The following is a 24,775-nucleotide window of genomic DNA, read 5'->3' as shown; positions in this document are numbered from 1 at the left end:
GCGTTACGTGAACGGCATCTACGTGCTGTAAGACGCGCATCGACTGCGCAAATCAGCTTAACGAAGGCCAGTTACAAGAGTGCAGAAACCATGACCGAAGATCTGATGACCATTCGTGAAATGTGCGAGACCTATGATGTCACGCCGCGCACATTACGTTTTTACGAGGCAAAGGAACTTTTGTTTCCGATCCGCGAAGGGCAGAAACGACTGTTCACCAAAAGCGACCGGGCGCGTCTCAAGCTGATCCTGCGAGGCAAACGCTTTGGCTTCAGCCTGGAAGAAATTCGCCAGCTTCTTGATTTGTATCACGTAGGTGATCAGCAGGTTACACAGATGACCCGCACCTATGAGATCGCGTGCGAGCGGCTTGCCGATATGGAATCCCGGCGTGAAGAGCTGACCCAGGCCATTGACGATCTAAAAGAACAGTTGAGATGGGGCGAGAAAGTGATCGCCTCGATCAAGAGCGACAAAAAGGCCGCAGAATAACCCCGGCGGCACCCACCCACCGGACAAGCGAAACTAAGGAAGTTCCCAATGCCCGTATACAATGCACCAACCAAAGACATGCAGTTCGTATTGCACGAAGTGCTCAATGTATCGGGATCGGACATCCCGGGTTATAGCGAGCTTGAACCTGATTTTACCGGCGCTGTCCTAGAAGAAGCCGGTAAGGTGGCGACAAATGTTCTGCACCCGCTGAATACAATCGGTGATACCGAAGGATGTCGTCTGGAAAACGGTGTGGTATATACCCCTACTGGCTTTAAAGACGCATTCGGTCAGATGAAGGAAGGCGGCTGGACCGGCCTGGACATGCCCGAAGAGTTCGGCGGCCAGAACATGCCTTATGTCATTGGCTCTGCCGTGGCCGAGATGTTTTCCGCCTCGAACCAGGCGTTCACCATGTATCAAGGTCTGACCCACGGCGCAGCCTCGGCCATTCTGGCGCACGGCACCCAAGAGCAGAAAGAAACCTATCTGCCGAACATGGTTAGCTGCGATTGGACCGGCACCATGAACCTGACCGAACCGCATTGCGGCACCGACCTGGGTCTGATGCGCACCAAGGCTGAACCGCAAACGGATGGCTCCTACAAGATTTCCGGTCAGAAGATCTTTATCTCGGCTGGTGAACACGACATGGCCGACAACATCATTCACCTGGTGCTGGCCAAGATCGTGGGCGGCCCCGAAGGCATCAAGGGTGTATCCCTGTTCATCGTTCCTAAATTCATGGTGAACGAAGATGGCAGCCTGGGTGAACGCAACGGCGTATCGGTCGGCAACATCGAAGAAAAGATGGGCATCCACGGCAACTCGACCTGCGTCATGAACTATGACGAGGCAACCGGCTATCTTTTGGGCGAAGAGCATAAAGGCATGCGCGCGATGTTCACCATGATGAACGAAGCTCGTATGGGTGTAGCCATGCAGGGTCTGTCCCAGGCCGACGCGGCCTATCAGAACGCGGTGGAATACGCCAAGGACCGCCTGCAGGGCCGCGATGTGACCGGCGCGAAAAATCCGGACGGTCCAGCCGATCCGCTGATCGTGCATCCCGACATCCGCCGCAGCCTGATGGATCAGAAGAGCTTTACCGAGGGTGCCCGTGCCTTTGTTCTGTGGGGAGCCACCATGATCGACAAGGCCCACCGCTCTGGTGACGATGCCGCCGATGGCCTGATCTCACTGCTGACGCCGGTCCTCAAAGGGTTCCTGACCGACGAAGGCTATGACATGACGGTCAAGGCCCAGCAAGTCTATGGTGGCCACGGCTACATCGAAGAATGGGGCATGTCGCAATATACCCGCGATGCCCGGATCGCGATGATCTACGAAGGCGCAAACGGCGTTCAGGCGCTTGACCTTGTGGGCCGTAAACTTGCCCAGGATGGCGGCAAACACGTCATGGCGTTTTTCGAAGTGGTCAAAAAATTCTGCAAGGAAAACGCAGGTCAGAACGAAGCCTATGATACGGCGTTTATCGAACCGCTGAAAGCGGCCTCCAAGGATCTGCAGGCCGCTGCCATGTACTTTATGCAAAGCGGCACCAAGAACCCCAACCATGCGCTGGCTGGGTCGAATGACTTCATGCACATGTTCGGTCATGTCTGCCTGGGCCTGATGTGGGCACAGATGGCAAAAGCTTCTTATGCCGCACTTGAAGCCGGGACTTCGGACACCGAGTTCTACGAGACAAAGATTACCACCGGCCAGTTCTACATGGCGCGTCGCTTGCCAGCCACCGGTCTTCATCTGACACGCATCCAGAGCGGTGCGGATACTGTCATGGGCCTGGACGCGGCAAGCTTCTGATCTCTGACCGGCCCCAGACCATCTTGGGGCCGGCCATTCGAAAGGCTCGATATGCCAAAACGATTTCGCCTAACACGCCGTTTCCCGGTCGCCATGACCGAAGATGGCTATCGCAAACTCAGAGGGTTCGCGCGCGAGGCTGGTCTGGACGAAGGTGAGGCACTGTCATTCCTGTTCGAGAACTTCAACAGCGTCATCGACGAAGAGAGCCTGACGCACCGTTTGCGTATCTTCAATTCCGAACTTGAAGAGCGCAAACGATAAGAAACCAGACCCGCCCGAAAAAGGGCGGGCTACGTGATACAGCACATCGCACTGACTCATGTGCCAAGGGAGGCAAATGATGACCATCAAACTGCATTGTTTCGGCGTCAGCGGAAACTCGTACAAGGCGGCGCTGGCTCTGGAGTTATCAGGGTTAGAATGGGAAGCCGTCGAAGTCGACTTCTTCAAAGGAGTGACACGCACTCCCGAATTTCGTGCCACTATCAACGAAATGGGTGAAGCGCCCGTCATGATTGATGGCGACTTTCGCACCAGTCAGTCCGGGGCCATTCAGACTTATATAACTGAAAAGACAGGCATGTTCGGAGGAAAGACGCAGGAAGAGAAATACGAGGTACTGCGCTGGGTGCTGTGGGACAACCACAAACTCAGCTCGGTGGCAGGCCTGACCCGTTTTTTGATCAACTTTCTGCCGGAAGAACATCGCAACCCAGATGTGATCGCATTCAACCAGGGTCGCCTGAAGGCTGCGTATCAAGTCCTGGATGCACATCTGAACGGTCGCGACTGGATCGTTGGGGACGGTGTAACCAATGCTGATCTCAGCTGCTGTGGCTATCTCTACTATCCTGAACCCTTCGGCTTTGACCGCACCGAATGGCCAAATATCGACGCCTGGCTGACACGCTTGTCCCAGCAGCCTGGCTGGAAACACCCCTACGACCTGATGCCCGGCTCTGTGCCGGATCGAGCTTAAGGAGAAAACTATGACCGACGCATATATCTATGACGCCCTGCGTACTCCGCGCGGCAAAGGCCGCAAGGATGGTAGCCTGCACGAGCTGACTTCGGCGCGCCTGTCCTCGCTGACATTGAACGCCGTAAAAGAGCGGAACAATCTAGAGGGCCACGCCGTAGAGGACGTCATCTGGGGCAACGTAACCCAGGTTATGGAACAGGGCGGCTGTCTGGCACGAACCGCAGTGCTGGGTTCTGATCTGGATGAATCGATCCCCGGGCTGGCGATCAACCGGTTCTGCGCCTCGGGCATGGAAGCTGTGAACCTGGCTGCCAACCAGGTCAAAGGCGGCGCAGGCGACGCCTATATTGCAGGCGGGGTCGAGATGATGGGCCGTGTTCCGATGGGCAGCGATGGCGCTGCGATTGCGGCTGACCCTTCACTGGCGATGAACACCTATTTCGTTCCGCAGGGTATCTCGGCTGATATCATTGCGACCGAATACGGGTTCACACGCGATCAGGCTGATGCGCTGGCGATGGAATCGCAGCGCCGTGCAAAAGCTGCGTGGGACGACAACCGGTTCTCGAAATCGGTCATCACCGTTAAGGATCAGAACGGCCTGACCATTCTGGACCATGATGAATACATGCGCCCCGGCACGGACATGCAAAGCCTGGGTGGCTTGAACCCCGCATTCCAGATGATGGGCGAGCAAATGCCCGGCTTCGACAACGTCGCAAAGCTGAAATACCCGCATCTGGAAAAGATCAATCATATCCACCACGCGGGTAACAGCTCGGGCATCGTGGATGGTGCGGCGGCAGTTCTGATCGGCAACAAGGAATTCGGCGAGAAATACGGCCTGAAGCCGCGCGCACGCATCAAGGCCACGGCCAAGATCGGCACCGACCCCACCATTATGTTGACCGGTCCGGTTCCGGTGACCGAGAAAATCCTCGCCGACAACGGCATGAAAATCAGCGATCTCGACCTGTTCGAAGTGAACGAAGCCTTTGCCTCGGTTGTTCTGCGCTTCCAGCAGGCATTCGATGTCGATCCGGCTTTGGTCAACGTCAATGGCGGCTCGATTGCAATGGGCCACCCGCTGGGCGCGACCGGCGCGATGATCATCGGCACCCTGCTGGATGAGCTTGAACGTCAGGACAAGGAAACCGGGCTGGCCACGCTTTGCATCGCATCCGGCATGGGTGCAGCAACGATCATCGAGCGCGTCTGATGCCAAAGCTGGATCTCTCTCAGATTCCGTTTCAGGGCGGCTCGGCCTATCCCGGCAAGCTGGCCGAGGCGACCGCAGGCCGTTTTGTTCAGCGCCTCGGTGATGCGGGCGGGCTAACCCAGTACGGTGTGAACATCGTGCGGCTGGAACCGCAGGGCATGTCCTCGCTGCGCCATTACCATATGGAGCAGGACGAGTTTGCAATCATGCTAAGCGGCACCTGTACGCTGATCGACGACGATGGCGAGCATGAAATGCAGCCCGGCGATTGCGCCGCATGGCCCGCAGGTGAAGCCAACGGCCATCACCTTGTGAACAACACCGATGCGCCTGCAACCTTTCTGGTGGTGGGCACACGGACCCCGAACGAGACCGGCTATTACAGCGACTTAGACATGATGGTGAAGGATGATGAGAACGGATTCTCTTTCACCCGGAAAGATGGCAGCCCGCTAACGGCTGACCAGATTGGAGATGACAATGACTGATTTCACTCTGAGCAAAGGCGCGGACGGCGTCGCCATTATCACCTGGGACGTCCTGGGAAAATCCATGAACGTGATGTCTTTTGACGGATTCGCACAGTTAAGCGATTGCATCGATCAGGCACTTGCCGATGACGAGATCAAAGGCATCGTTATCACCAGCGGGAAAGAAGGTTCGTTCGCCGGTGGCATGGACCTGAACCTGCTTGCGGTGATGAAAGAACAGGCGGGTGACAACCCCGCCAAGGGCCTGTTCGAAGGCACCATGAATATGCACGGCGTGCTGCGCAAGATCGAGCTGGCGGGCATGGACCCCAAGACCAAGAAAGGCGGCAAGCCGATTGCAACCGCCCTGCCCGGTACAGCCGCAGGCATTGGCATGGAACTACCGCTGTCGACGCACCGCATCTTTGCAGCCGAGAACCCAAAGGCGAAATACGGCCTGCCTGAAATCATGGTTGGCATCTTCCCTGGCGCTGGTGGCACCACCCGTATGGTCCGCAAGGTCGGTGCGATTGCAGCCGCTCCGCTGTTGCTGGAAGGCAAGATGCTGGACGTCAAAAAGGCGAAAAGTGCAGGCTACATCGATGAGATCGCCGAGGATCCAGTTGCCGCAGCAAAAGATTGGGTGCTGAACGCCAAAGATGCGGACATTGTGAAGCCTTGGGATGCCAAGGGTTACAAAATGCCCGGTGGCGCGCCTTACCACCCTGCCGGTTTCATGAACTTCGTCGGCGCCTCGGCAATGGTGAATAGCAAAACTCAGGGTGCGTTCCCTGCCGCCAAGGCGTTGCTAAGCGCTGTTTACGAAGGTGCGCTGGTTGATTTCGAAACCGCGCTGAAGATCGAAGCCCGTTGGTTCACCTCCGTTCTGATGAACCCGTCTTCGGGTGCCATGATCCGATCACTGTTCCTGAACAAGGAAGCCTTGGAAAAAGGCGCCGTGCGTCCTGCGGGCGTACCGGATCAGTCAGTCAAGAAGATCGGTGTTCTGGGCGCTGGCATGATGGGTGCGGGTATCGCACTTGTATCGGCGCAGGCCGGTATGGAAGTTGTTCTGGTCGACCGCGATCAGGAAGCTGCAGACAAAGGCAAAGCCTATACCGAAACGTACCTGGACAAAGGTATGAAGCGCGGCAAGGTTACGGCTGAAAAGAAAGAGGCCATGCTGGGCCGCATCACCGCGACCCCTGACCTTGATCATCTGAAGGGCTGCGACCTGATCATCGAAGCCGTCTTCGAAGACATGGGCGTCAAGGCCGAGATGACCAAAAAGGTCGAGGCGATCATTCCCGAGGACTGCATCTTTGCCTCGAACACCTCGACCCTGCCGATCAGCGACCTGGCCAAAGCTTCGGTGCGTGCGGATCAGTTCATCGGCATCCACTTCTTCTCGCCCGTCGAGAAGATGTTCTTGGTCGAGATCATCAAAGGCAAGGAAACCGGTGATCGCGCAGTGGCCAAGGCGCTGGACTATGTGCGCCAGATCCGCAAGACGCCGATCGTGGTCAACGATGCCCGCTTCTTCTACGCCAACCGCTGCATCATTCCCTACATCAATGAAGGTGCCCGGATGGTGACCGAAGGCGTCAGCCCGGTTCTGATCGACAACGCGGCACGCCAGTTGGGCTTCCCTGTCGGGCCGATCCAGCTGACTGATGAGACCTCGATTGATCTGGGTGCCAAGATCGCACGCGCGACCAAGGCCGCGATGGGCAACGAATATCCTGAAAGCCCGTCCGATGATCTGATCTTCTGGATGGAAGAACAGGGCCGTCTGGGCCGCAAGGCAAACGCGGGCTTCTTCGACTATGACGAAAAAGGCAAGCGCGTCGAATATTGGAAGGGTCTGCAGGACAAGTATCCGCTGGCAGAGGATCAGCCCGACCTGATCGAAGTGCAGGAACGCCTGATGTTCGCTCAGGTTCTGGAGGCCGTCCGCGCATTGGAAGAAGGCGTTCTGGAAGACATCCGCGAGGGTGACGTCGGCGCAATCTTGGGCTGGGGCTTTGCACCTTGGTCAGGTGGCCCACTGAGCTGGCTGGACATCATCGGCACCCCTTATGCGGCCGAGCGCTGCGATCAGTTGACCGCACAATATGGGGAACGGTTTACCTGCCCGCCGCTGCTGCGTGAGATGGCAGATAAAGGCCAAAGCTTCTACGGGCGTTTCAACCCCGAAGCCAAGGCTGCCTAAACAGTTGGTGCTGGCGTAAGAGACCTTACGCCAGCACCCTGCTTGTCGTGTTTGGTTGGTCTGCCGTTCAGATCACTGGGAGAGGTCGGCCCGGACGACCCGGGCGACGCGCGCCCCTGCTGGGTCTCAAAGGGACAACTTGTTCCAGCGAGATGGGTGCAGGCAGCGCACCCAACGGGTTGGCAAGGGCTGCCACGCGGCCCTCGGTTCGTATATCTTCGACCAATTCCGCCGCTGTTTCGCTTTCGGCAATTTGATAGCCCGCACTTGTGCCGCTGTGGCCGCCGAATCGCCCTGACGGGCAGAAGGCGCGCATGCCGCCTTCCATATAGACCACTTCATCCTCGTCAAAGAACAGTGCGCTGACATCGAATGATGATGCCGGGACGTCCGACTTGATGCGGAACAAACCGCTCAACTTTCGTGCTGCCACAACAGTCAGATCTGCAGTGCCATGCTCCAATGCTATACCCTGTTCAGGCATGATCCAAATCGTACCTGGGCTGTCGACGGCACTTGGGGGTACGCGGACTGGCAAATACTCGATCCGACTTTCTTCAGTAGGAACCGAAATCGTATCGACAGAAATGCGCCTTACTGCCTTAAAGCCGTTCTCGACTGTCCGGATCAGATCACCAGGCTGAATGTCTTCAATCGGCGTCCAGCCGTCGACAGTTGCAACCCTGGTCCCGTGGATCAAGCCGCCACGGCGCGCGTTCAGTTCTACTCTGGTTTCGAATTGTGTCCGGCTTTCCGGAACATCTGAAATACCCATGTCACTCACTACTTCAAACACGTGCCTCCCCCCCCTGCTGGCACCAAAAACAATAGATATTCATTAGCATCCAAACCGATCACGCGTCCAAATTTTGACACATTTGAGCCTGATTTGGGTCCCAAACCCCGTTGGATAACGCTAAAAGCGGAACAACGATCTGCAATCGCCCTGTATTAAGTCCCACAGGGAAACGATATTTCTGTCATCTAATCAAAAGAGTATCCGAATCTGTCTATATCTTCAGCGCAAGCCTCGGCGATGGCCTCCTGTGATGCGGCTGAATAATAGCTGCGGTAATCTTTCGCCCGCTCTGATCGATTCAGATGCGGCAGTGTGATCCGGAACCCCAGGTGGTCAAACAGAGGCTCTGCGTCCTGATCAAACGCTTCGAGTCTGATGAAATACTGGCACTGCTCGATACCATCGGCTCGCGTCACGTAGTGCCGCGCCGGATGTTGACGGAGCGATTGTTGCGTCGCAGGGTGGCAGACAAATCCTTCAAACGAATGGGCGCGGGCCAGCGCGATTGCGGGGTGATCAAAGCCTTGCACCTTGAGCCAGTGATAATAGCTGACAAGCCGATCCCAGGGATTTCGGACCAGGGTAAAGACTGTCATCCCCGACAACTCATCCGGTGAAAGAACACCTTCGATATCGGCGAGGGTTGAATGATTCCAAAGGCGGCCACGCGCCGATAGCTGTTTGATCCGCCTATTGCGTTTCTTTGCCTTGGGCGTATCTCCCAGCAAAATATCATCCTTCATCGCGCGCTGTTCCAAAGCCAGCGACAAAGATGTCCCTCCAGTTTTGGGAATGTGGACGAAGATATAAGAGCGACCGCGCGAAATGATCACGATGCGGCCTCTGTAGCGGCGGGACGCGTGGACCGCCAGGCCAGCAGAACTCCGGCCGTTGCGATCAGGCATATGCCGAGGATCTGCAGAACACCGATATTCTGCCCAAAGACCCTCCAGGCGAACAAGGGTCCAAATATCATCACCGAGTATTCAAACACCGCCACATAAGAGGTCTCACCGATCTGATAGGATTTGATCAGCATGAATACCGCAATCGTCGACCCTATTGCCTGAACTATAATCCAAGGAATTGCCGGTCCCATTTGCCAGACCCAGCCACGGGTGACGAAGCCCTCCGGCCCAGCGACCGGAACCCCCGGAAACAAGGATAACACGATCAGCCCTACCGCTCCGGCCACTCCCAAGGTTGTCACCATAGCCGCCAGCAATGCCGTTGTGCTTTCCTGCGCGCAGTGGCTTCGGGTGATGACTGAACTGAACGCGTAGAACAGCCCTCCGGCGACCGGCAACAGCGTTTTTGCATCAAACTCGCCGGGATTCGGCTGCAACACGCACAAAATCCCGGCAAACCCTACTGCAACGGCCAGAATACGCCATGGGCCTATCCGTTGCTTCATGGCGACGGTTGTAATCAACAGCACAAAGATCGGCGACGTGAACAAACCCGCCAACGCCTGAGCAATCGGCATCAGCGCAAGCGAGGCAAAATAGAACAACATGGCCAATGTGATGAGAACACTACGCAGGATCACGGGGCCAAGCCTAATCGGGCGCAAGCGGCCCAGCCCAAGCAGTGACAGGCCCATTATCAGCGGTAGCATGAGCAGAGCCCGGCTGAAATGGAACTGCCACAGTCCGATCGTTTCGGCCACCAAGATGACCACATTATCAATTACGCCGATGATTGCCATAGCACTGACCATCAGCACCGAGGCCAAAACCGGTGAAGTCTGGGTGTCCGCCTGCATCATTTTCCCCGCGGCATGATGGAGAGCGGTAACAGAATATTCCGCTCGTCTAGGTATCCAGCACATTTCCTGAACATCGCGCAACAGGTTTGCGCCGGTTGAATTTAGCGTGTTAAGCTGGCTCCAATTAAGAACGAGCAGACATCACCCCGATGACGGCACTGAAACAGTTCCAGCGGATCGAAGCCACCGGTCTGTGGCGCCCCTCGCCCGATGTTCAGCGGCGCGAGGTTGTTGTGTCGATTGGCGAAGCGACTCTGACGATATCAGATTTCAACGACCGGGCACTGACGCATTGGTCGCTGGCTGCGTTAGAGCGCCAGAACCCCGGTGTTTTCCCTGCGATTTACCACCCGGATGGCGACCCGCAAGAGACGTTGGAACTGGCCCAATCCGAAACCACGATGATCGAAGCCATTGACCGTCTGCAGCGTGCCATCGACTGGTCACGCCCCCACCCCGGGCGTTTGCGGTGGTTCAGCGTGGCCGGGGTTGTGGCTGCTGTGGCCGCGCTCATGCTGTTGTGGTTACCGTCAGCGTTACAAAACCATGTCGTATCCGTCGTTCCCGAAATCAAACGTATCGACATCGGTGACACAATCCTGAGGCGCATCGAAAGAGTGTCAGGCCGCGCCTGCGTGTCCGAGGGCACTCAGGAAGCACTGGATCATCTGGCGGCAAGAACGGGCGTGCGCGCAATCGTTATCCTACCCGCCGGAGTACAGACCAGCCTGACCCTGCCGGGTGGAATTGTCCTGTTGAACCGATCTCTGGTCGAAGATCACGAAGACCCCTCGGTCGTGGCCGGGTACATCATTGCGGAACGTGCACGTGTGCAGGCACAGGACCCACTGGATGATCTGCTGGACCGGACCGGCATCAGATCTGCGTTCCGCCTGCTGACAACCGGTGAGCTGACACCTCAGATTGTCGACAGTTATACCGAAGAAGTTCTATCAGAACCCCGTCCGGCTGTACCAGACGAGAACCTGCTGGAAATTTTTGCCGAGGCAGCTTTGCCCTCAGTCCCCTTTGCTTATGCGACGGACGTCACAGGTGAAACCGTGCTGGGCCTGATCGAGGCCGACCCGATGGCGGGCCAGCCCCTGCAACAGATACTGCCAGATCGCGAATGGGTCCGGCTGCAGAATATCTGCGGCGGATAAGCCCGCTTACTTGGTCCCGAACATCCGGTCACCCGCATCGCCCAAACCTGGCATGATATAGCCTTTTGAGTTCAGCTCACGGTCCAGTGCGGCGGTGACGATGTGAACATCCGGGTGCGCCTCTTTCATGCGGGCAACACCTTCGGGGGCGGCCAACAGGCAGAGGAAACGGATATCCGTCGCGCCAGCCTCTTTCAGCAAATCAATCGCAGCGGCCGAGCTGTTGCCGGTTGCCAGCATCGGGTCGACGGCTATGACCAGACGGTCCTTCAGCCCCTCGGGCGCTTTGAAGTAATATTGGACGGGCTTCAAAGTCTCTTCATCGCGGTACAGGCCAACGAAGCCGACGCGGGCCGAGGGGATCAGTTCCAAAACGCCGTCCAGCATTCCGTTACCGGCGCGCAGGATAGAAACCAGCGCCAGTTTCTTACCTGCCAGGATGGGGGCGTCCATCTCTTCCATCGGGGTTTCAATGTGCCGGGTGGTCAATGGCATTTCGCGCGTGATCTCATAGGCCAGAAGCAAGGTGATCTCACGCAGCAACTGACGGAATTCGGCGGTCGAAGTGCCCTTGTCCCGCATGAGCGTCAATTTGTGCTGCACCAACGGGTGGTCGACGACGGTCAGGTGTTCGCTCATGATATCTCCAGTCTTTTCTTGACCCGCGCACGGGTCGCTTCATCGCAAAAAGCCGCATTCAGGGCGGTTTCATTCAGGGCGGCAAAATCCTCGGCCTCCCAACCAAAGGCCTTGGCCAACATCTCATATTCACGCCGCATTGTGGTATGGAAAAACGGCGGATCGTCGGTGGACACGGTGACCTTGACACCTGCCTCGCGCAACTTGGAAATCGGATGGCTGGCAAAGTCGGGAAACAGGCCCAGAACCACGTTCGAGCCCGGGCAAACCTCGAGCGTCACACCACGATCAACGATCTCATGCACAAGGTCGAGATCTTCGATCGCACGCACGCCATGGCCGATGCGTTCAACTCCCAGATCACGGATCGCATCGCGGACACTATCCGGCCCACCGAATTCCCCGGCATGGGTGGTCAGGCGTAGTCCGGCCTCGCGCGCGCAGTCAAACGCCCACTTATAATCGCCCTGAACCCCCATGGATTCATTGCCCCCCATACCGAACCCGGTGATCCAGTCGCCCGCTGTTTCAGCGGCACAATATGCACTGAGCTTGGCCTGTTCGGGTCCGAAATGCCGGACACAGGTCACCACGCCGCGCAGAGTGATATCGTATTTCCGCTCGGCTTCATCAGCGGCATCCTGAATGGCACTTAGATAGTCGCGCCAGGCCACCGAATCGCCACCGCCACAGAAATCGGGGCTCAGAAAGCTTTCCGAATACACCACCCCGTTCGCCGCGCTTTCTTCAAGAATAGCCAACGTCAGACGGCGGAAATCCTCGGGCGATTTCAGCACCTCACAGGCGGCCTCATATACGCTGAGGAAATGGGCGAAATCCCGGAAATCATAAGACCCGTCATGTTTGAAAATCCCGCTCAGGTCGATGCGCTTTTCATGCGCCAGCTGACGGATGAAGGCAGGCGGCGCGGCACCTTCGTGATGCAAGTGCAGTTCGATCTTGGGTAGGTCAGCGACAGTCATAGAAAGCTCCGCCCCGGCCCTTGTGCCGGGATATTCAGGTGATGTGCGATACTGGCGGCAATGTCGGCGAATTTGACCTGACCGATCTGCCCCGCCCCCTGCCCTGCAATCAGGACAGGTACTTGCTCACGCGTGTGGTCGGTGCCGATCCAGCTTGGGTCGTTGCCGTGATCAGCGGTCAACAACATCAGGTCGTCGGGGCGCAACCGGGTCAGAATTGCACCTATCTCTTGGTCAAACCATTCCAGCGCGCTGGCATAGCCGCTGATGTCGCGCCGATGGCCATAGAGACTGTCGAACTCGACAAAATTAGCGAATGTCAGGCTGCCCTCTTCGGCCTCATCGACCAGATCGGACAGATGACCCATCAAGTCAGCATCCGACCCTTTGCGCAGCGTGTCGATTCCCTGCATGGAAAAGATATCGCCGATCTTGCCCACTGCATGAACACGGCGGCCCGCATCCTGACACCAGTTCGTCAGCACCGGAGCGGGCGGCACGATGGCAAAATCCTTGCGGTTGGTCGTGCGGGTGAACCCTTGTTCGGGCGAGCCGACAAAGGGCCGTGCGATCACACGCCCCACTTTCATCTGGTGCAAACGTGGGGCCAGCGCGCGGCAGAGGTCAAGCAGACGGTCTAGGCCGAAACTTTCTTCATGCGCGGCGATCTGAAAGACACTATCGGCCGAGGTATAGCAGATCGGCCAACCGGTTCGCATATGCTCGGCCCCCAATTCGGCGATGATCGTGGTGCCCGAGGCGTGGCAATCCCCCAAAACCCCTTCGGTTCCGGCGGCCTCGGCTGCGACCTTGCTCAGATCAGCCGGAAATGATGGTGTTGTATTGGGAAAGTAATGCCAGTCCCACGGCACAGGCAGCCCTGCTAGCTCCCAATGCCCCGATGGCGTGTCCTTGCCCGGAGAATCCTCACAGGCGCAGCCCCACAGACCTGTCGGCTGGGCCAGCAAACCCGGCGTTTCCGCACCCGAGGCCAGCCGTGCCGCAGCACCCAACCCCAGCGCATCCAAATGCGGTAGATGCAAAGGCCCGGATCGCCCCTCTTCCGCCTGACCTTGTGCACAAGCCTGCGCGATATGGGCCAGAGTGTTTGCCCCAGTATCCGGCATGTCGCCATTAAAGAACTGATCAGCATCGGGCGCGCCGCCGATACCCACAGAATCCATCACCACAAGGAAGGCGCGGCTCATGGCGTGATCCTCTCGTGGACAAGGGATGGCACCACTGGTTTACCCGTTCCAAGCGTGATCGCCTTTTGAACAGCATCAGCCGCACGTCGCGCGGCATCCTCGCGGGCGGCATGGACGACAGCCAATGGAACGCCTTTTTCGACCCGGTCGCCCAGTCGCACCAGATCTGACAGCCCGACCGCAGGGTCGATCACATCGCTTTCAACCTGACGTCCGCCACCCAATTCGACAACCGCAAGGCCCAGAGCCTCTCCGTCTATCGTGGTTACATAGCCCGCAGCGGGAGCGGGCACTTCCAGGATCACGCTGGCTTCGGGCAAATAGCGCGACCAATCGTCGACAAAGTGAATGGGTGCCCCAACTGCGGCCATCATGCGGCCAAACCGTTCTGCGGCACGGCCATCGCGGATGACCTTGGCGATTTTGTCCCGGCCTTCTTCCGAAGTGGCAAACATACCGGCGTCAGCCAACAGAACCCCACCCAGTTCGGCAGAGATCACAGCCAACGGCGCGTCAGGCGCTTGGGTCAATACCTTCATGACCTCATCCACCTCAAGTGCATTGCCCAGCGCAGAGGCAAGCGGCTGGTTCATATCGGTTATGACTGCCGAGGTCCGACACCCTGCAGCGTTGGCGGTTTCCGTCAGCGCCTGTGCCAGATTGCGCGCGTCATCAAGGGTTTTCATAAAGGCCCCACTGCCAACCTTAACGTCCAGCACCAGTGCATCCGGGCTGGCTGCAAGCTTTTTCGACAGGATCGACGCGGTGATCAGGTCGAGGCTTTCTACTGTCGCCGTGACATCCCGAATGGCGTAAAGCCGTTTGTCCGCTGGCGCGATTTGCCCGGTGGCGCCGACAATGGCTGCCCCCGTTTCGTTCAGCACCTGCACCAGCCGGTCCTGGCTGATCTGGGTGGTCACACCGGGGATGGATTCAAGTTTGTCCAACGTGCCGCCCGTATGTCCCAGTCCCCGGCCAGAAATCATTGGCACATAGGCCCCAAGCTCGGCCAGTGCGGGGGCCAGTACCAGGCTGACGCTGTCGCCCACACCCCCGGTCGAGTGTTTATCGATTACCGGACCTTCCACATCCCAGTTCAGGACATCGCCGCTGTCGCGCATCGCAATGGTCAGATCGGCACGGCCCTGCGCACCCAACCCACCCATGCAAACCGCCATCGCAAAGGCCCCTGCCTGCGCGTCACTGACCCCACCATCGGCAAGCCCCTGGGCAAACCAGTGCAGTTCCTCGGCGGAGGGTATATCCTTGCGGCGCAACTTTGCGATGATCGAGCGGGCGTCCATGGGGTCAGACATCCTCCATATGCGAGGCGTCAAATGCGCCTGGCAGCAGATCCCCGATAGTGGTTTTCAACTCCGCCCCGTCCAAGCTGGCCAATACCACCTTGACGTCACGCTTGCCGAACTCGGCCAGTTTCTGGCGGCACCCCCCGCACGGCGGTACTGGCTGAGGAGACGACGCGACCACGTAAACCTCGGTCAGTTCCTGCTCGCCAGCAGCAACCATGGCGGCAATGGCTCCGGCCTCGGCGCAAGTGCCTTCGGGATAGGCCACGTTTTCCACATTGCAACCGGAGTAGATCTGCCCCGACAGGGACCGGATCGCCGCGCCGACCTTGAAATTGGAATAAGGCGCATAGGCGTTTTCCCGCACGGACAAGGCTGCGTCTTTCAAGCTCATGGCGATTCCCTATTTTTTGATCATCTGGTCAGAAAGTCATACCCTAAATGAAAGCCCCCGGGGAATTGAAGCCCCGAGCGCAGAATTCCTGAGCCAAAATGCTTAATCCAGAACCGTATTGAACACGCCAGGCAGCGTGACCTCAAGCAGTTCAACATCATCGGTCGGATCAGACAGGCGTGTGCGCATACCCGGCGGGATGACAAAGGCATCGCCCTGTTCCAGCCGATAGGGGTCACGCCCCTCGCCTTCGAGCGTCAACTCACCGTTCATAACGAAGGTGAAATGAATATCGATATCATGTGTAGCCCAGGCGGTGTCACCCTGCCCCCGACGCACCACCTGAACGCCTGCGACACCCATCGTGTTCTGGGCAATCGTGGTGTCGCGACAGATATAGCCCGGCAAACGGAACGGCCCCCATTCTGCTCCCTCGGCCCGGTTGTAGACAAAGCGCTGGCCCTGCCATTCGCGATCCGGGCGGTATTGCGGGGTCGGCAACTGCATTTCGTGGTCGATTTCGGTAACATGTTCGGCAGGAACACCAATTTCGATCACCTGCACATTGTCCGATGCCTCCAACACACGATGGCGGATTTCGGGCGGCTGGATAAAGCAATCGCCGGCGGTCAGGCGCATCTTATCGCCCTGATCCTCGTAAACCACATCGACCCAGCCATGGATGCAGAAAATCAACTGAAACCCGACCTTGTGGAAATGCACCATGTCTGGAACCGGACCGCCATCAGGAATGCGGATATGGCTGGCAATGATCGACCCGCCCAAGCGATCGGGTACCAGATCGCGATAATGCATTCCGGCGCGCCCGATGACCCACGGGGCCTGATCCTTGAGTCTGCGCACGACAAAGGAATGCACGGTATCCGGCATCACCATCGGCGGGTTCAGTTCATCAATTTCAACACGCGTCCCGTTCGGCGCGACCAAACTGCGCTGGCCAGCAGCAAACTCATCCGGATTTTCGGTCAGAATGCGCAACATTCCGGGCGCCTCGGGTGCATCCTGTTCGATCCGTAATCGCAATCCATGCCCCGAGAACACGGCGACCCGAGGGTCATCAGCCGGATAGATCATATCCATCCGCATCCCCAGTACCTTGGTAAAAAACGGGATGTCGTCACGTAATTCCTGCGTCGGCAGACGAATCTCAGCTTTGGTCTGATTGCTGGTCATTCAAGTTCTCTTCGGTCGTGGCTTTGGGCCATCCGATCAGAACAGAAGCCAAAATGCCAATCGAAAAGAACATCTCAAGCGTTTCTTCCAACACAAACAAACGCATGATCATCTGGTCCGACAGGTCGTCTTTCAGTGCGCCACTGACTTCTTCCAACCCCTGCGCAACCACCGCACACATACCGGCCAGAAAGAACACCATTAGAAACGGGACCCGATGCTTGAACGCACGCCACCCGTTTGGCACCCCGTGCCAGAGCAAGCCGCCCAGAACCAAAACAGCCAGGATGACGCGAACCGCGTTCATATCGAGCAGCGTGTCCAGCCCATTCAGAATCCCATATGGCAAGCTATCTACGGCATAGATATCCGCAGCAAGTTCGCGCTCTGCCAGCAGCAAACAGACGAGACCGATATAGAGACGGGAAATCCCGCGATACCGGAAAAGCGCAATGCCCCCGGCCAGAACAAGCGCCGCGGCCGAAATGGATTCGAACGGGCCACCCTCATGGCTGAGGGACATCGCCTGCACCGGCCAGATACAGAGGACCACCAAGATCAGCAACGCAACTCCAATCGCTGCACGAAACAGCGGCTGGTCCAGCCCAAAGGACCGCTTGGTATCGGTTGTGACGGGTATCGACTGAGATTGTTTTTCCGGGGTCATCTTGGGCCTTCGATCTCCTGTGGAAGCGGTGCCGAATATGAAGATGCGCGACCGTAACCATATTAGAACATAATTCAACCTACGGCCGTGTTTGGCAAAAATCCATTTATGAAGTGACGTCACGTAGCCAAGGCGCCAGAAATAGTTTAACCCTTCAACCAAATTCGGAACGGAGATGAATTGCCTATGTCTGACACTCCCAACCTGCGACAGGCCGCGCTTGATTATCACGCTCACCCAAAGCCTGGAAAGCTCGAAATCAGGGCTACGAAACCCATGGCCAACGGTCGGGATCTGGCGCGCGCCTACTCGCCCGGCGTCGCCGAGGCCAGCCTGGAAATCAAGGCCGACCCATCCAACGCCGAGCTTTACACTGCGCGGGGCAATCTTGTTGGCGTGGTCTCGAACGGAACAGCAGTGCTGGGCCTGGGCAATATAGGCGCTCTGGCTTCTAAGCCGGTGATGGAAGGCAAAGCGGTTCTGTTCAAGAAATTCGCAGGGATCGACTGTTTCGACATCGAGGTTGACCAATCCGACCCCGAAAAGCTGGCCGATATCGTTTGCGCGCTGGAACCCACGTTCGGGGCGATCAATCTTGAGGACATCAAAGCCCCCGATTGTTTTATTGTCGAAAAACTGTGCCGCGAGCGGATGAACATCCCCGTTTTTCACGATGACCAGCACGGCACCGCAATCGTCGTGGGCGCCGCTGCCAAGAACGCGCTGTACGTTGCCGGGAAAAAGTTCGAGGATATCAAAATCGTCTCGACCGGCGGAGGCGCGGCTGGGATCGCCTGCCTGAACATGCTGGTGAAGCTGGGTGTGAAACGCGAAAACATCTGGCTGTGTGACATTCACGGGCTTGTCTATGAAGGGCGAGCCGAGGACATGAACCCGCACAAGAGCCAATTTGCGCAAAAGACTGATCTGCGCACGCTGGATGACGTGATCGGGGATGCCGATCTGTTTCTGGGGCTTAGCGGACCGAATGTCCTGAAACCCGAAATGGTCGCGAAAATGGCCAACAGACCAATCATCTTCGCGCTGGCTAACCCGACGCCCGAGATTCTGCCGGACGCAGCTCGCGAAGTGGCCCCCGATGCGATCATCGCAACCGGTCGCAGTGATTTTCCCAATCAGGTGAACAACGTTCTGTGCTTTCCTTTCATCTTCCGGGGCGCCCTGGATGTTGGTGCGACCGAAATTAACGACGCTATGCAGATCGCCTGCGTAGACGGTATCGCTGATATGGCCCGGGCAACGACCAGTGCAGAAGCCGCCGCCGCCTATAAGGGCGAGCAACTGACATTCGGACCTGACTATTTGATCCCAAAACCTTTTGACCCGCGCCTCGTCGCTGTTGTGTCCTCGTCAGTGGCCCGGGCGGCTATGGACAGTGGCGTTGCCAGGCGTCCGATTCCAGATATGGAGGCCTATAAAGAGCGCCTGAACCAGACGGTTTTCAAATCCGCCCTGATCATGCGCCCGGTTTTCGAGGCCGCAGCAGCTGCGTCGCGCCGAATAGTATTTGCCGAGGGCGAGGACGAACGTGTGCTGCGCGCCGCTCAGGCCATTCTGGAAGAAACCACGGAAACACCGATCCTGATCGGACGTCCCGAAGTCATCGAAGCGCGATGCGAGCGCCTGGGCCTGACCGTGCGTCCCGGCGAGGATTTTCAGATCGTGAACCCGGAACATGACAATCGCTACTATGATTACTGGACCTCATATCACCAGATCATGCAGCGCCGCGGTGTCACCCCTGATCTGGCCAAGGCCATCATGCGCACCAACAGCACAGCCATTGGGGCGATCATGGTCCAGCGTGGCGAGGCCGACAGCCTGATCTGCGGAACCTTTGGCGAATACCGCTGGCACCTAAGCTATGTCGAACAGGTGTTGGCCAATGGCGACCTGCGCGCACATGGCGCTTTGTCTCTGATGGTTCTTGAGGACGGCCCCTTGTTCATCGCCGATACACATGTGAGGCAATTACCAACGCCTGCAGAGCTTGCCGAAACCACCTTGGGCGCGGCCCGTCATGTCCGGCGTTTCGGGTTGGAGCCAAAAATCGCGTTCTGTTCGCAATCTCAATTCGGCAATCAGGCCGAAGGCTCGGGCAAGCGCCTGCGGGCCGCTTTGGAGATTCTGGACTCGGAGCCGCGCGATTTCACATATGAGGGTGAGATGAATCTGGACGTAGCGCTTGACCCTGAACTGCGGTCGCGCATCTTCCCGCATTCACGTCTAGAAGGTGTCGCCAACGTCCTGATATTTGCCCACGCAGATGCCGCCAGCGGTGTGCGCAACATCCTGAAGATGAAGGCCAACGCGCTGGAAGTTGGCCCGATCCTGATGGGTATGGGCAACAAGGCACATATCGTGACCCCCTCGATCACCGCACGCGGGTTACTGAACATGGCGGCGATCGCAGGAACGCCTGTCGCTCATTACGGGTAAAGGGTCACGGATCCCCTCCGGGCACCGAAACAGGTGCCCGGACTGATTCCTTCATATTTGCACCAATACATTTGCAGTTTTGCAAAACTGTGAATTCGGCGCGCAAAATCCATAAATTGCCGACAGGTTTGCAAAAATTAGCAGGGAAATTCTTATACATCTGCAAATATTTTGCGATAAAGTGACGCCCCGTCACTTCGACCGCTTGTCTGCCCCCTATACCCCGCCCTAGACACGGTGCAGGGATTTTTCGGAGGAGACCAAAGTGGCATATCAGGACGTTTACCAGAGCTGGAAATCCGATCCAGAGGCATTCTGGATGGAAGCTGCAAAAGGAATTGATTGGGTTCGGCCACCCAGCAAGGCTTTGTTTGACGACAATGCTCCTCTTTATGAATGGTTCTGTGATGCCAGGGTCAACACCTGCTGGAATGCAGTTGATCGCCATGTCGAGAATGGTCGCGGTGAACAGACGGCCATCATCTATGACAGCCCAATCACCCACACCAAGCGCGAGATCTCATATGTCGAACTGCGCAATCGGGTCGCTACTTTGGCCGGGGCATTGCGGGCAAAAGGTGTCGAAAAGGGCGACAGGGTTATCATCTATATGCCGATGATCCCCGAAGCGCTTGAGGCGATGTTGGCCTGTGCCCGGCTGGGTGCGGTGCACTCGGTTGTGTTTGGTGGCTTTGCAAGCAACGAATTGGCGGTCCGTATTGATGACGCCAAACCAAAAGCAATCATCGCCGCTTCTTGCGGGATGGAGCCGGGCCGTGTGGTGCATTATAAACCGCTGCTTGACGGTGCCATCGAACTTGCCAGCCACAAGCCCGATTTCTGCGTGATATTCCAGCGCGAACAAGAGGTTGCGCATTTGATCGAGGGGCGTGATTTCAACTGGCACGGGTTCCAGTACGGTGTTGAGCCTGCGGAATGTGTTCCTGTCGATGGCAATGATCCAGCTTATATCCTGTATACATCAGGCACGACCGGAGCGCCCAAAGGGGTCGTACGGCCGACGGCCGGCCATCTGGTCGCGCTGAACTGGACGATGAAGAACATCTATAACGTGGATCCCGGCGACGTGTTCTGGGCGGCTTCTGATGTCGGCTGGGTCGTTGGCCACTCATACATCTGCTACGCGCCGCTGATCCACGGCAACACCACGATAGTGTTCGAGGGCAAGCCGGTTGGAACCCCAGACGCGGGCACCTTCTGGCGGGTGATATCCGAGCATAATGTTCGCAGTTTCTTCACTGCTCCCACCGCAATCCGCGCGGTCAAACGTGAAGATCCCAAAGGGGAATTAATCCCTGAATACGACCTCTCCTGCCTGCGAGCCCTGTTTCTGGCCGGAGAGCGGGCGGATCCCGACACGATCGAATGGGCTAAAGACGCGCTGAACGTTCCGGTTATCGACCATTGGTGGCAAACCGAAACCGGTTGGACCATCGCGGGCAATCCGCTGGGGATTGAAGAACTGCCAACCAAGCTAGGGTCACCTGCCAAGCCGATGCCCGGTTACGATGTGCAGATCCTGGACGAAGGTGGCCACCCGATGAAACCCGGAGAGCTGGGTGCGATTGCGGTGAAACTACCCCTGCCCCCGGGCACCCTGCCGACGCTGTGGAACGCCGAAGACCGGTTCAAAAGCTCGTACCTGAACCACTTCCCCGGATACTATGAAACCGGCGATGCGGGCATGGTCGATGAGGACGGCTACCTTTATATCATGGCGCGCACCGATGACGTGATCAACGTCGCCGGCCATCGTCTGTCCACCGGCGGCATGGAAGAGGTTCTGGCCGCACACCCTGACGTTGCCGAATGCGCCGTGATCGGCGTGTCGGACCAGCTGAAGGGCCAGATGCCGGTTGGTTTCCTGTGTCTGAATGCGGGCTGTGACCGCGACCATGGTGACGTCGTTCAGGATGTCGTCAAGTTGGTTCGCGAAAAGATCGGACCGGTCGCTGCCTTCAAGCTGGCCGTGGTTGTCGACCGGCTGCCCAAGACGCGGTCGGGCAAGATATTGCGCGGAACCATGGTCTCGATTGCGGATGGCAAGGACTACAAGATGCCCGCCACCATCGACGATCCGGCGATTCTGGACGAGATCACCGAGGCCCTCAAATCCATCGGCTACGCCCAGTAGAAAATCGGCGCGCCTGCCGCCTCTTGCAACCTGACACCGGGCCTCTACTGTCTGACCAAGACAGTGAGGCCCCATGACAGAAACCGACATCTGGCGTCTGAACGCCACCGATCTGACCGCGTTGACGCGCAACAGGGAAATCAGCGCGGAAGAGGCCGTCAAAGCCTCCATCGACCGGATGCATCAGGTCAATCCTGCGCTGAATGCGGTTGTTGAAGATCTGAGTTCACAAGCGCTGGACCGTGCGCGATATCTGGACAAGGCGGTCGGTGGCGGAGAGCAGCCCGGCCCCCTGCATGGTGTGCCGGTCACCATCAAGATCAACGTCGATCAAAAAGGACATGCGACCTCGAATGGGGTCGTTGCCCTGAAAGACGTGATCGCCCCGGATGATGCGCCGGTTGTATCCAACCTGCAAAAGGCGGGCGCCATCGTCATCGGTCGCACCAACACGCCCGAGTTTTCGTTCCGTGCTGACACAGACAACGAACTGCATGGCCGCACGTATAACCCCTGGGGGCGTCATATCTCGCCCGGGGGATCTTCTGGTGGCGCGGGCGCGGCTGTGATGGCTGGGATCGGTGCGCTTGCCCATGGCAACGATATAGGGGGCAGTCTGCGATTTCCTGCCGCCGCCAATGGGGCGGTCACCGTCAAACCGGGTCTGGGTCGTGTTCCGGCGTGGAATCCCAGCCAATCGGCAGAACGGGGCATATTGGCACAATCGATGTCGGTGCAGGGTCTGATCACGCGCTCCGCAGCGGACCTGCACCTGTCCATGCCCAGCTTGATCGCGCCCGATCCGCGCGATCCGTTTCACGTGCCGATGCCGTGGCGGGGTGAGGACCAAACCGGCCCGATCAAGGTCGCCTTCACCAAGCAGACCTTTGGATACGATTTGCATCCCGAAGTCGACAAGGCTCTGGATACTGCATGCGATGCATTGATCGATGCAGGCTATGTAGTGGAAGAGGTCGCACCACCCGATATCTTTGAAGCTGGTCGTGGTGGGTACCGCGCCCTGATGGGCGAAGTTCTGACCTTGTTGAAAGCCGATATCGAGGCTGCGGGATCTAAAACAATCCGCGACATATTCGAGGTCTACTTTCAGGAATTCCCACCCATAGTTGGCACAGACCTTATCGAAATGCTGGCCAAGCGCAGCCACTATGCGCGCGAGTGGTCTCTGTTCATGCAAAACTATCCTCTGGTCCTGTCACCATTCCTGCCACAGCCGTTCTTCAAACCGGACCGAGATACCGAGGGCGCCGAGGGCGTGCATGAAGTTCTGGGCTGTGCGGTCTATTCCTATGCGATGAACTTCATCGGCCTGCCCGCGGCATGTGTTCCGGCGCGGCTGGCCGAGCTGCCGCATGGGCCGCAGCCGATCAACATCCAGATCGCAGCCCGCAGATGGCGCGAGGATATGGCCGTAGACGCCGCCGCGGCGATAGAAGACCGGGTAGGGCAAATGTGCCTGCCATTGTGGAAGAAAATGGGGACGTCCTTCTAAATAGACGTTGTCCAAAAAAAATTGACCCCGGGGTTTTGTACCCGGGGTCCGCTTTCTAAAATATGCCTAGAAATCCGATAACGAGCGTAGCACCACCTACCCTCGCCCGCACATAAACTGCACGTTCATTTCGAAACCGCTGTTGATGGCCACTCACTTCCACCATGGCGTGTTCTCCAGGCAAGTTCACACTACCTTAATGTTAATCGGATTCGTGTGAACTGGTTCACACAAGCGCGATTAATTCGTACCTGGCCTTTCATTTACGTGAATTGTTCCGAAATCAGACGCTCTTCCAGGCCGTGGCCCGGGTCGAACAGGATACGGTGCCGAATCGCCGGTTCAGATCGAATTTCGACCCAATCAATATCCGGAAATGAATTTGAATCCGCATCCGCCATGACCGGCCGCTTGTCCGCATCCAACACATCGAACCGCACCTGGGCGATTTTGGGCAGCAGTGCGCCCCGCCAGCGTCGCGGACGAAAGGCTGCAATCGCGGTCAGAGCTAGAACATCCGATCCAATCGGCAGGATTGGCCCATGCGCGGAATAGTTATAAGCCGTCGATCCTGCTGGCGTTGACAGCAAAGCGCCATCGCAAACCAATTCATCCATGCGCACGCGACCGTCCACACTGATCCTCAGCCGCGCCGCCTGAGGGCCTGCCCTTAGCAAAGAGACCTCATTGATGGCTAGCGCCTCATGAATCTTGCCGGACTGATCCATCGCGCGCATCGCCAGCGGGTTGATGACCTCTTCTTCAGCGGCGGAAAGACGGTCCATCAGATCTTCTTCGTGGAACTCGTTCATCAGGAACCCGATTGTTCCACGATTCATGCCATATACGGGCGTATCGAGGTGCTGCATGTTGTGCAAAGTGTGCAGCATAAAGCCGTCCCCACCCAGCGCGACAATTACACCGGCATCACGCGGCGCCGCATTGCCATAGCGCCTGACCAGTTTGTCGCGTGCGGTTTGAGCCACCTTGGCGTCGCTGGCAAGAAAAGCGATTCTTTGAATCATCTATTGTGGTTTCCAGTGCTGCACATTTGGTTCCGAAACAATCATACCTTTCCCCTTTAGACCAGACTTGACGCCACCGCTGGCCAAATCGTCGCTTTAAGCCTTTTGCCGATGGCCCGTTTCCGATAGGAAATCCGCAAGAAATCCCAGCATTGTGGAGCCCCCATGAACGCCAATCTACGTGATACCGGTTTTTTCACCCAGTCTCTCTCAGCGCGCGACCCAGAGCTGTTCGGCTCGATCACGTCCGAGCTGGGCCGTCAGCGCGACGAGATCGAATTGATCGCGTCCG

The 24,775-nt window shown here is 57.6% G+C and carries 22 protein-coding genes; 11 read left to right on the top strand and 11 right to left on the bottom strand.

Annotated features, from left to right (window positions below; genetic code table 11):
• Positions 1 to 90: 90 nt before the first annotated feature.
• The 7 genes from AC2FIZ_RS00110 to AC2FIZ_RS00080 all read left to right on the top strand — a co-directional run bounded on the left by AC2FIZ_RS00110 (position 91) and on the right by AC2FIZ_RS00080 (position 7,208).
• Complete coding sequence (locus tag AC2FIZ_RS00110) at positions 91 to 492, top strand: MerR family transcriptional regulator (protein ID WP_142632817.1); 402 nt, start codon at positions 91 to 93, stop codon at positions 490 to 492.
• 48 nt (positions 493 to 540) lie between these two features.
• Positions 541 to 2,322: an acyl-CoA dehydrogenase C-terminal domain-containing protein gene (locus tag AC2FIZ_RS00105; RefSeq protein ID WP_496688641.1), complete on the top strand. Its 1,782-nt coding sequence runs from the start codon at positions 541 to 543 to the stop codon at positions 2,320 to 2,322.
• A gap of 51 nt (positions 2,323 to 2,373) precedes the next feature.
• Positions 2,374 to 2,586 carry a hypothetical protein gene (locus tag AC2FIZ_RS00100; RefSeq protein WP_142632813.1) on the top strand — a complete coding sequence of 71 codons (213 nt, stop codon included), beginning with the start codon at positions 2,374 to 2,376 and terminating at the stop codon, positions 2,584 to 2,586.
• A 79-nt stretch (positions 2,587 to 2,665) separates the two neighbouring features.
• The gene (locus AC2FIZ_RS00095) at positions 2,666 to 3,304 is read left to right on the top strand and encodes a glutathione S-transferase family protein (protein ID WP_281994367.1); all 639 of its coding nucleotides are present in this window, start codon (positions 2,666 to 2,668) and stop codon (positions 3,302 to 3,304) included.
• Positions 3,305 to 3,314: 10 nt separating this feature from the next.
• A complete protein-coding gene (locus AC2FIZ_RS00090) occupies positions 3,315 to 4,526 on the top strand; it encodes an acetyl-CoA C-acetyltransferase (protein ID WP_142632809.1) in 1,212 nt (403 codons plus the stop codon).
• Complete coding sequence (locus tag AC2FIZ_RS00085) at positions 4,526 to 5,014, top strand: cupin domain-containing protein (RefSeq protein WP_142632807.1); 489 nt, start codon at positions 4,526 to 4,528, stop codon at positions 5,012 to 5,014. The genes AC2FIZ_RS00090 and AC2FIZ_RS00085 overlap by 1 nt, the downstream gene beginning before the upstream one ends.
• Positions 5,007 to 7,208: a 3-hydroxyacyl-CoA dehydrogenase NAD-binding domain-containing protein gene (locus AC2FIZ_RS00080; protein ID WP_496688645.1), complete on the top strand. Its 2,202-nt coding sequence runs from the start codon at positions 5,007 to 5,009 to the stop codon at positions 7,206 to 7,208. The genes AC2FIZ_RS00085 and AC2FIZ_RS00080 overlap by 8 nt, the downstream gene beginning before the upstream one ends.
• 67 nt (positions 7,209 to 7,275) lie before the next feature.
• On the opposite strand, the gene AC2FIZ_RS00075 is transcribed toward AC2FIZ_RS00080, so the two are convergent.
• The 3 genes from AC2FIZ_RS00075 to AC2FIZ_RS00065 all read right to left on the bottom strand — a co-directional run bounded on the left by AC2FIZ_RS00075 (position 7,276) and on the right by AC2FIZ_RS00065 (position 9,772).
• Positions 7,276 to 8,004: a Hint domain-containing protein gene (locus AC2FIZ_RS00075; protein WP_246097113.1), complete on the bottom strand. Its 729-nt coding sequence runs from the start codon at positions 8,002 to 8,004 to the stop codon at positions 7,276 to 7,278.
• A 188-nt stretch (positions 8,005 to 8,192) separates the two neighbouring features.
• Positions 8,193 to 8,840, bottom strand: a complete 648-nt coding sequence (locus AC2FIZ_RS00070) for a sulfotransferase family 2 domain-containing protein (RefSeq protein WP_496790400.1) — start codon at positions 8,838 to 8,840, stop codon at positions 8,193 to 8,195.
• Positions 8,837 to 9,772 carry a DMT family transporter gene (locus tag AC2FIZ_RS00065; protein ID WP_142632801.1) on the bottom strand — a complete coding sequence of 312 codons (936 nt, stop codon included), beginning with the start codon at positions 9,770 to 9,772 and terminating at the stop codon, positions 8,837 to 8,839. Before AC2FIZ_RS00065 ends, AC2FIZ_RS00070 begins: the two co-directional genes overlap by 4 nt.
• A 152-nt stretch (positions 9,773 to 9,924) precedes the next feature.
• Here AC2FIZ_RS00065 and AC2FIZ_RS00060 point away from each other — a divergent pair, with 152 nt between their 5' ends.
• On the top strand, positions 9,925 to 10,938 hold the full coding sequence (locus tag AC2FIZ_RS00060) for a hypothetical protein (protein WP_496790399.1): 1,014 nt from the start codon (positions 9,925 to 9,927) through the stop codon (positions 10,936 to 10,938).
• 6 nt (positions 10,939 to 10,944) lie between these two features.
• Here AC2FIZ_RS00060 and upp read toward each other — a convergent pair whose 3' ends face one another.
• The 7 genes from upp to AC2FIZ_RS00025 all read right to left on the bottom strand — a co-directional run bounded on the left by upp (position 10,945) and on the right by AC2FIZ_RS00025 (position 17,330).
• Complete coding sequence (gene upp / locus AC2FIZ_RS00055) at positions 10,945 to 11,577, bottom strand: uracil phosphoribosyltransferase (protein ID WP_142632797.1); 633 nt, start codon at positions 11,575 to 11,577, stop codon at positions 10,945 to 10,947.
• Complete coding sequence (locus AC2FIZ_RS00050) at positions 11,574 to 12,560, bottom strand: adenosine deaminase (protein WP_496790397.1); 987 nt, start codon at positions 12,558 to 12,560, stop codon at positions 11,574 to 11,576. The genes upp and AC2FIZ_RS00050 overlap by 4 nt, the downstream gene beginning before the upstream one ends.
• Entirely contained in the window at positions 12,557 to 13,768 is a 1,212-nt protein-coding gene (locus tag AC2FIZ_RS00045; RefSeq protein ID WP_496790396.1) for a phosphopentomutase, read from the bottom strand. Before AC2FIZ_RS00045 ends, AC2FIZ_RS00050 begins: the two co-directional genes overlap by 4 nt.
• Positions 13,765 to 15,072 carry a thymidine phosphorylase gene (locus tag AC2FIZ_RS00040; RefSeq protein ID WP_281994990.1) on the bottom strand — a complete coding sequence of 436 codons (1,308 nt, stop codon included), beginning with the start codon at positions 15,070 to 15,072 and terminating at the stop codon, positions 13,765 to 13,767. The genes AC2FIZ_RS00045 and AC2FIZ_RS00040 overlap by 4 nt, the downstream gene beginning before the upstream one ends.
• A gap of 4 nt (positions 15,073 to 15,076) precedes the next feature.
• Positions 15,077 to 15,469, bottom strand: coding sequence for a cytidine deaminase (locus AC2FIZ_RS00035; RefSeq protein ID WP_142632791.1), 393 nt, complete (start codon positions 15,467 to 15,469; stop codon positions 15,077 to 15,079).
• A gap of 102 nt (positions 15,470 to 15,571) precedes the next feature.
• Complete coding sequence (locus tag AC2FIZ_RS00030) at positions 15,572 to 16,663, bottom strand: cupin domain-containing protein (protein ID WP_496790395.1); 1,092 nt, start codon at positions 16,661 to 16,663, stop codon at positions 15,572 to 15,574.
• The gene (locus AC2FIZ_RS00025) at positions 16,638 to 17,330 is read right to left on the bottom strand and encodes a hypothetical protein (RefSeq protein ID WP_271948030.1); all 693 of its coding nucleotides are present in this window, start codon (positions 17,328 to 17,330) and stop codon (positions 16,638 to 16,640) included. The genes AC2FIZ_RS00030 and AC2FIZ_RS00025 overlap by 26 nt, the downstream gene beginning before the upstream one ends.
• 186 nt (positions 17,331 to 17,516) lie before the next feature.
• Between AC2FIZ_RS00025 and AC2FIZ_RS00020 the strand changes: the two genes are divergently transcribed.
• The 3 genes from AC2FIZ_RS00020 (at position 17,517) to AC2FIZ_RS00010 (ending at position 23,458) form a co-directional block, all read left to right on the top strand.
• On the top strand, positions 17,517 to 19,790 hold the full coding sequence (locus tag AC2FIZ_RS00020; RefSeq protein WP_142632785.1) for an NADP-dependent malic enzyme: 2,274 nt from the start codon (positions 17,517 to 17,519) through the stop codon (positions 19,788 to 19,790).
• A 265-nt stretch (positions 19,791 to 20,055) separates the two neighbouring features.
• On the top strand, positions 20,056 to 21,945 hold the full coding sequence (gene prpE / locus AC2FIZ_RS00015; RefSeq protein WP_271948034.1) for a propionate-CoA ligase PrpE: 1,890 nt from the start codon (positions 20,056 to 20,058) through the stop codon (positions 21,943 to 21,945).
• A 73-nt stretch (positions 21,946 to 22,018) separates the two neighbouring features.
• Entirely contained in the window at positions 22,019 to 23,458 is a 1,440-nt protein-coding gene (locus AC2FIZ_RS00010) for an amidase family protein (RefSeq protein ID WP_496790394.1), read from the top strand.
• Between the two features lie 263 nt (positions 23,459 to 23,721).
• Here the strand turns inward: AC2FIZ_RS00010 and AC2FIZ_RS00005 are convergent, their stop codons facing one another.
• A complete protein-coding gene (locus AC2FIZ_RS00005) occupies positions 23,722 to 24,483 on the bottom strand; it encodes an NAD kinase (protein ID WP_142632779.1) in 762 nt (253 codons plus the stop codon).
• Positions 24,484 to 24,775 lie beyond the last annotated feature (292 nt).

It is taken from the genome of Ruegeria sp. CDSB022, assembly GCF_059611145.1.
Note: the sequence above shows the minus strand (reverse complement) of the source record. Positions and strands in the feature narration are given on the sequence as shown.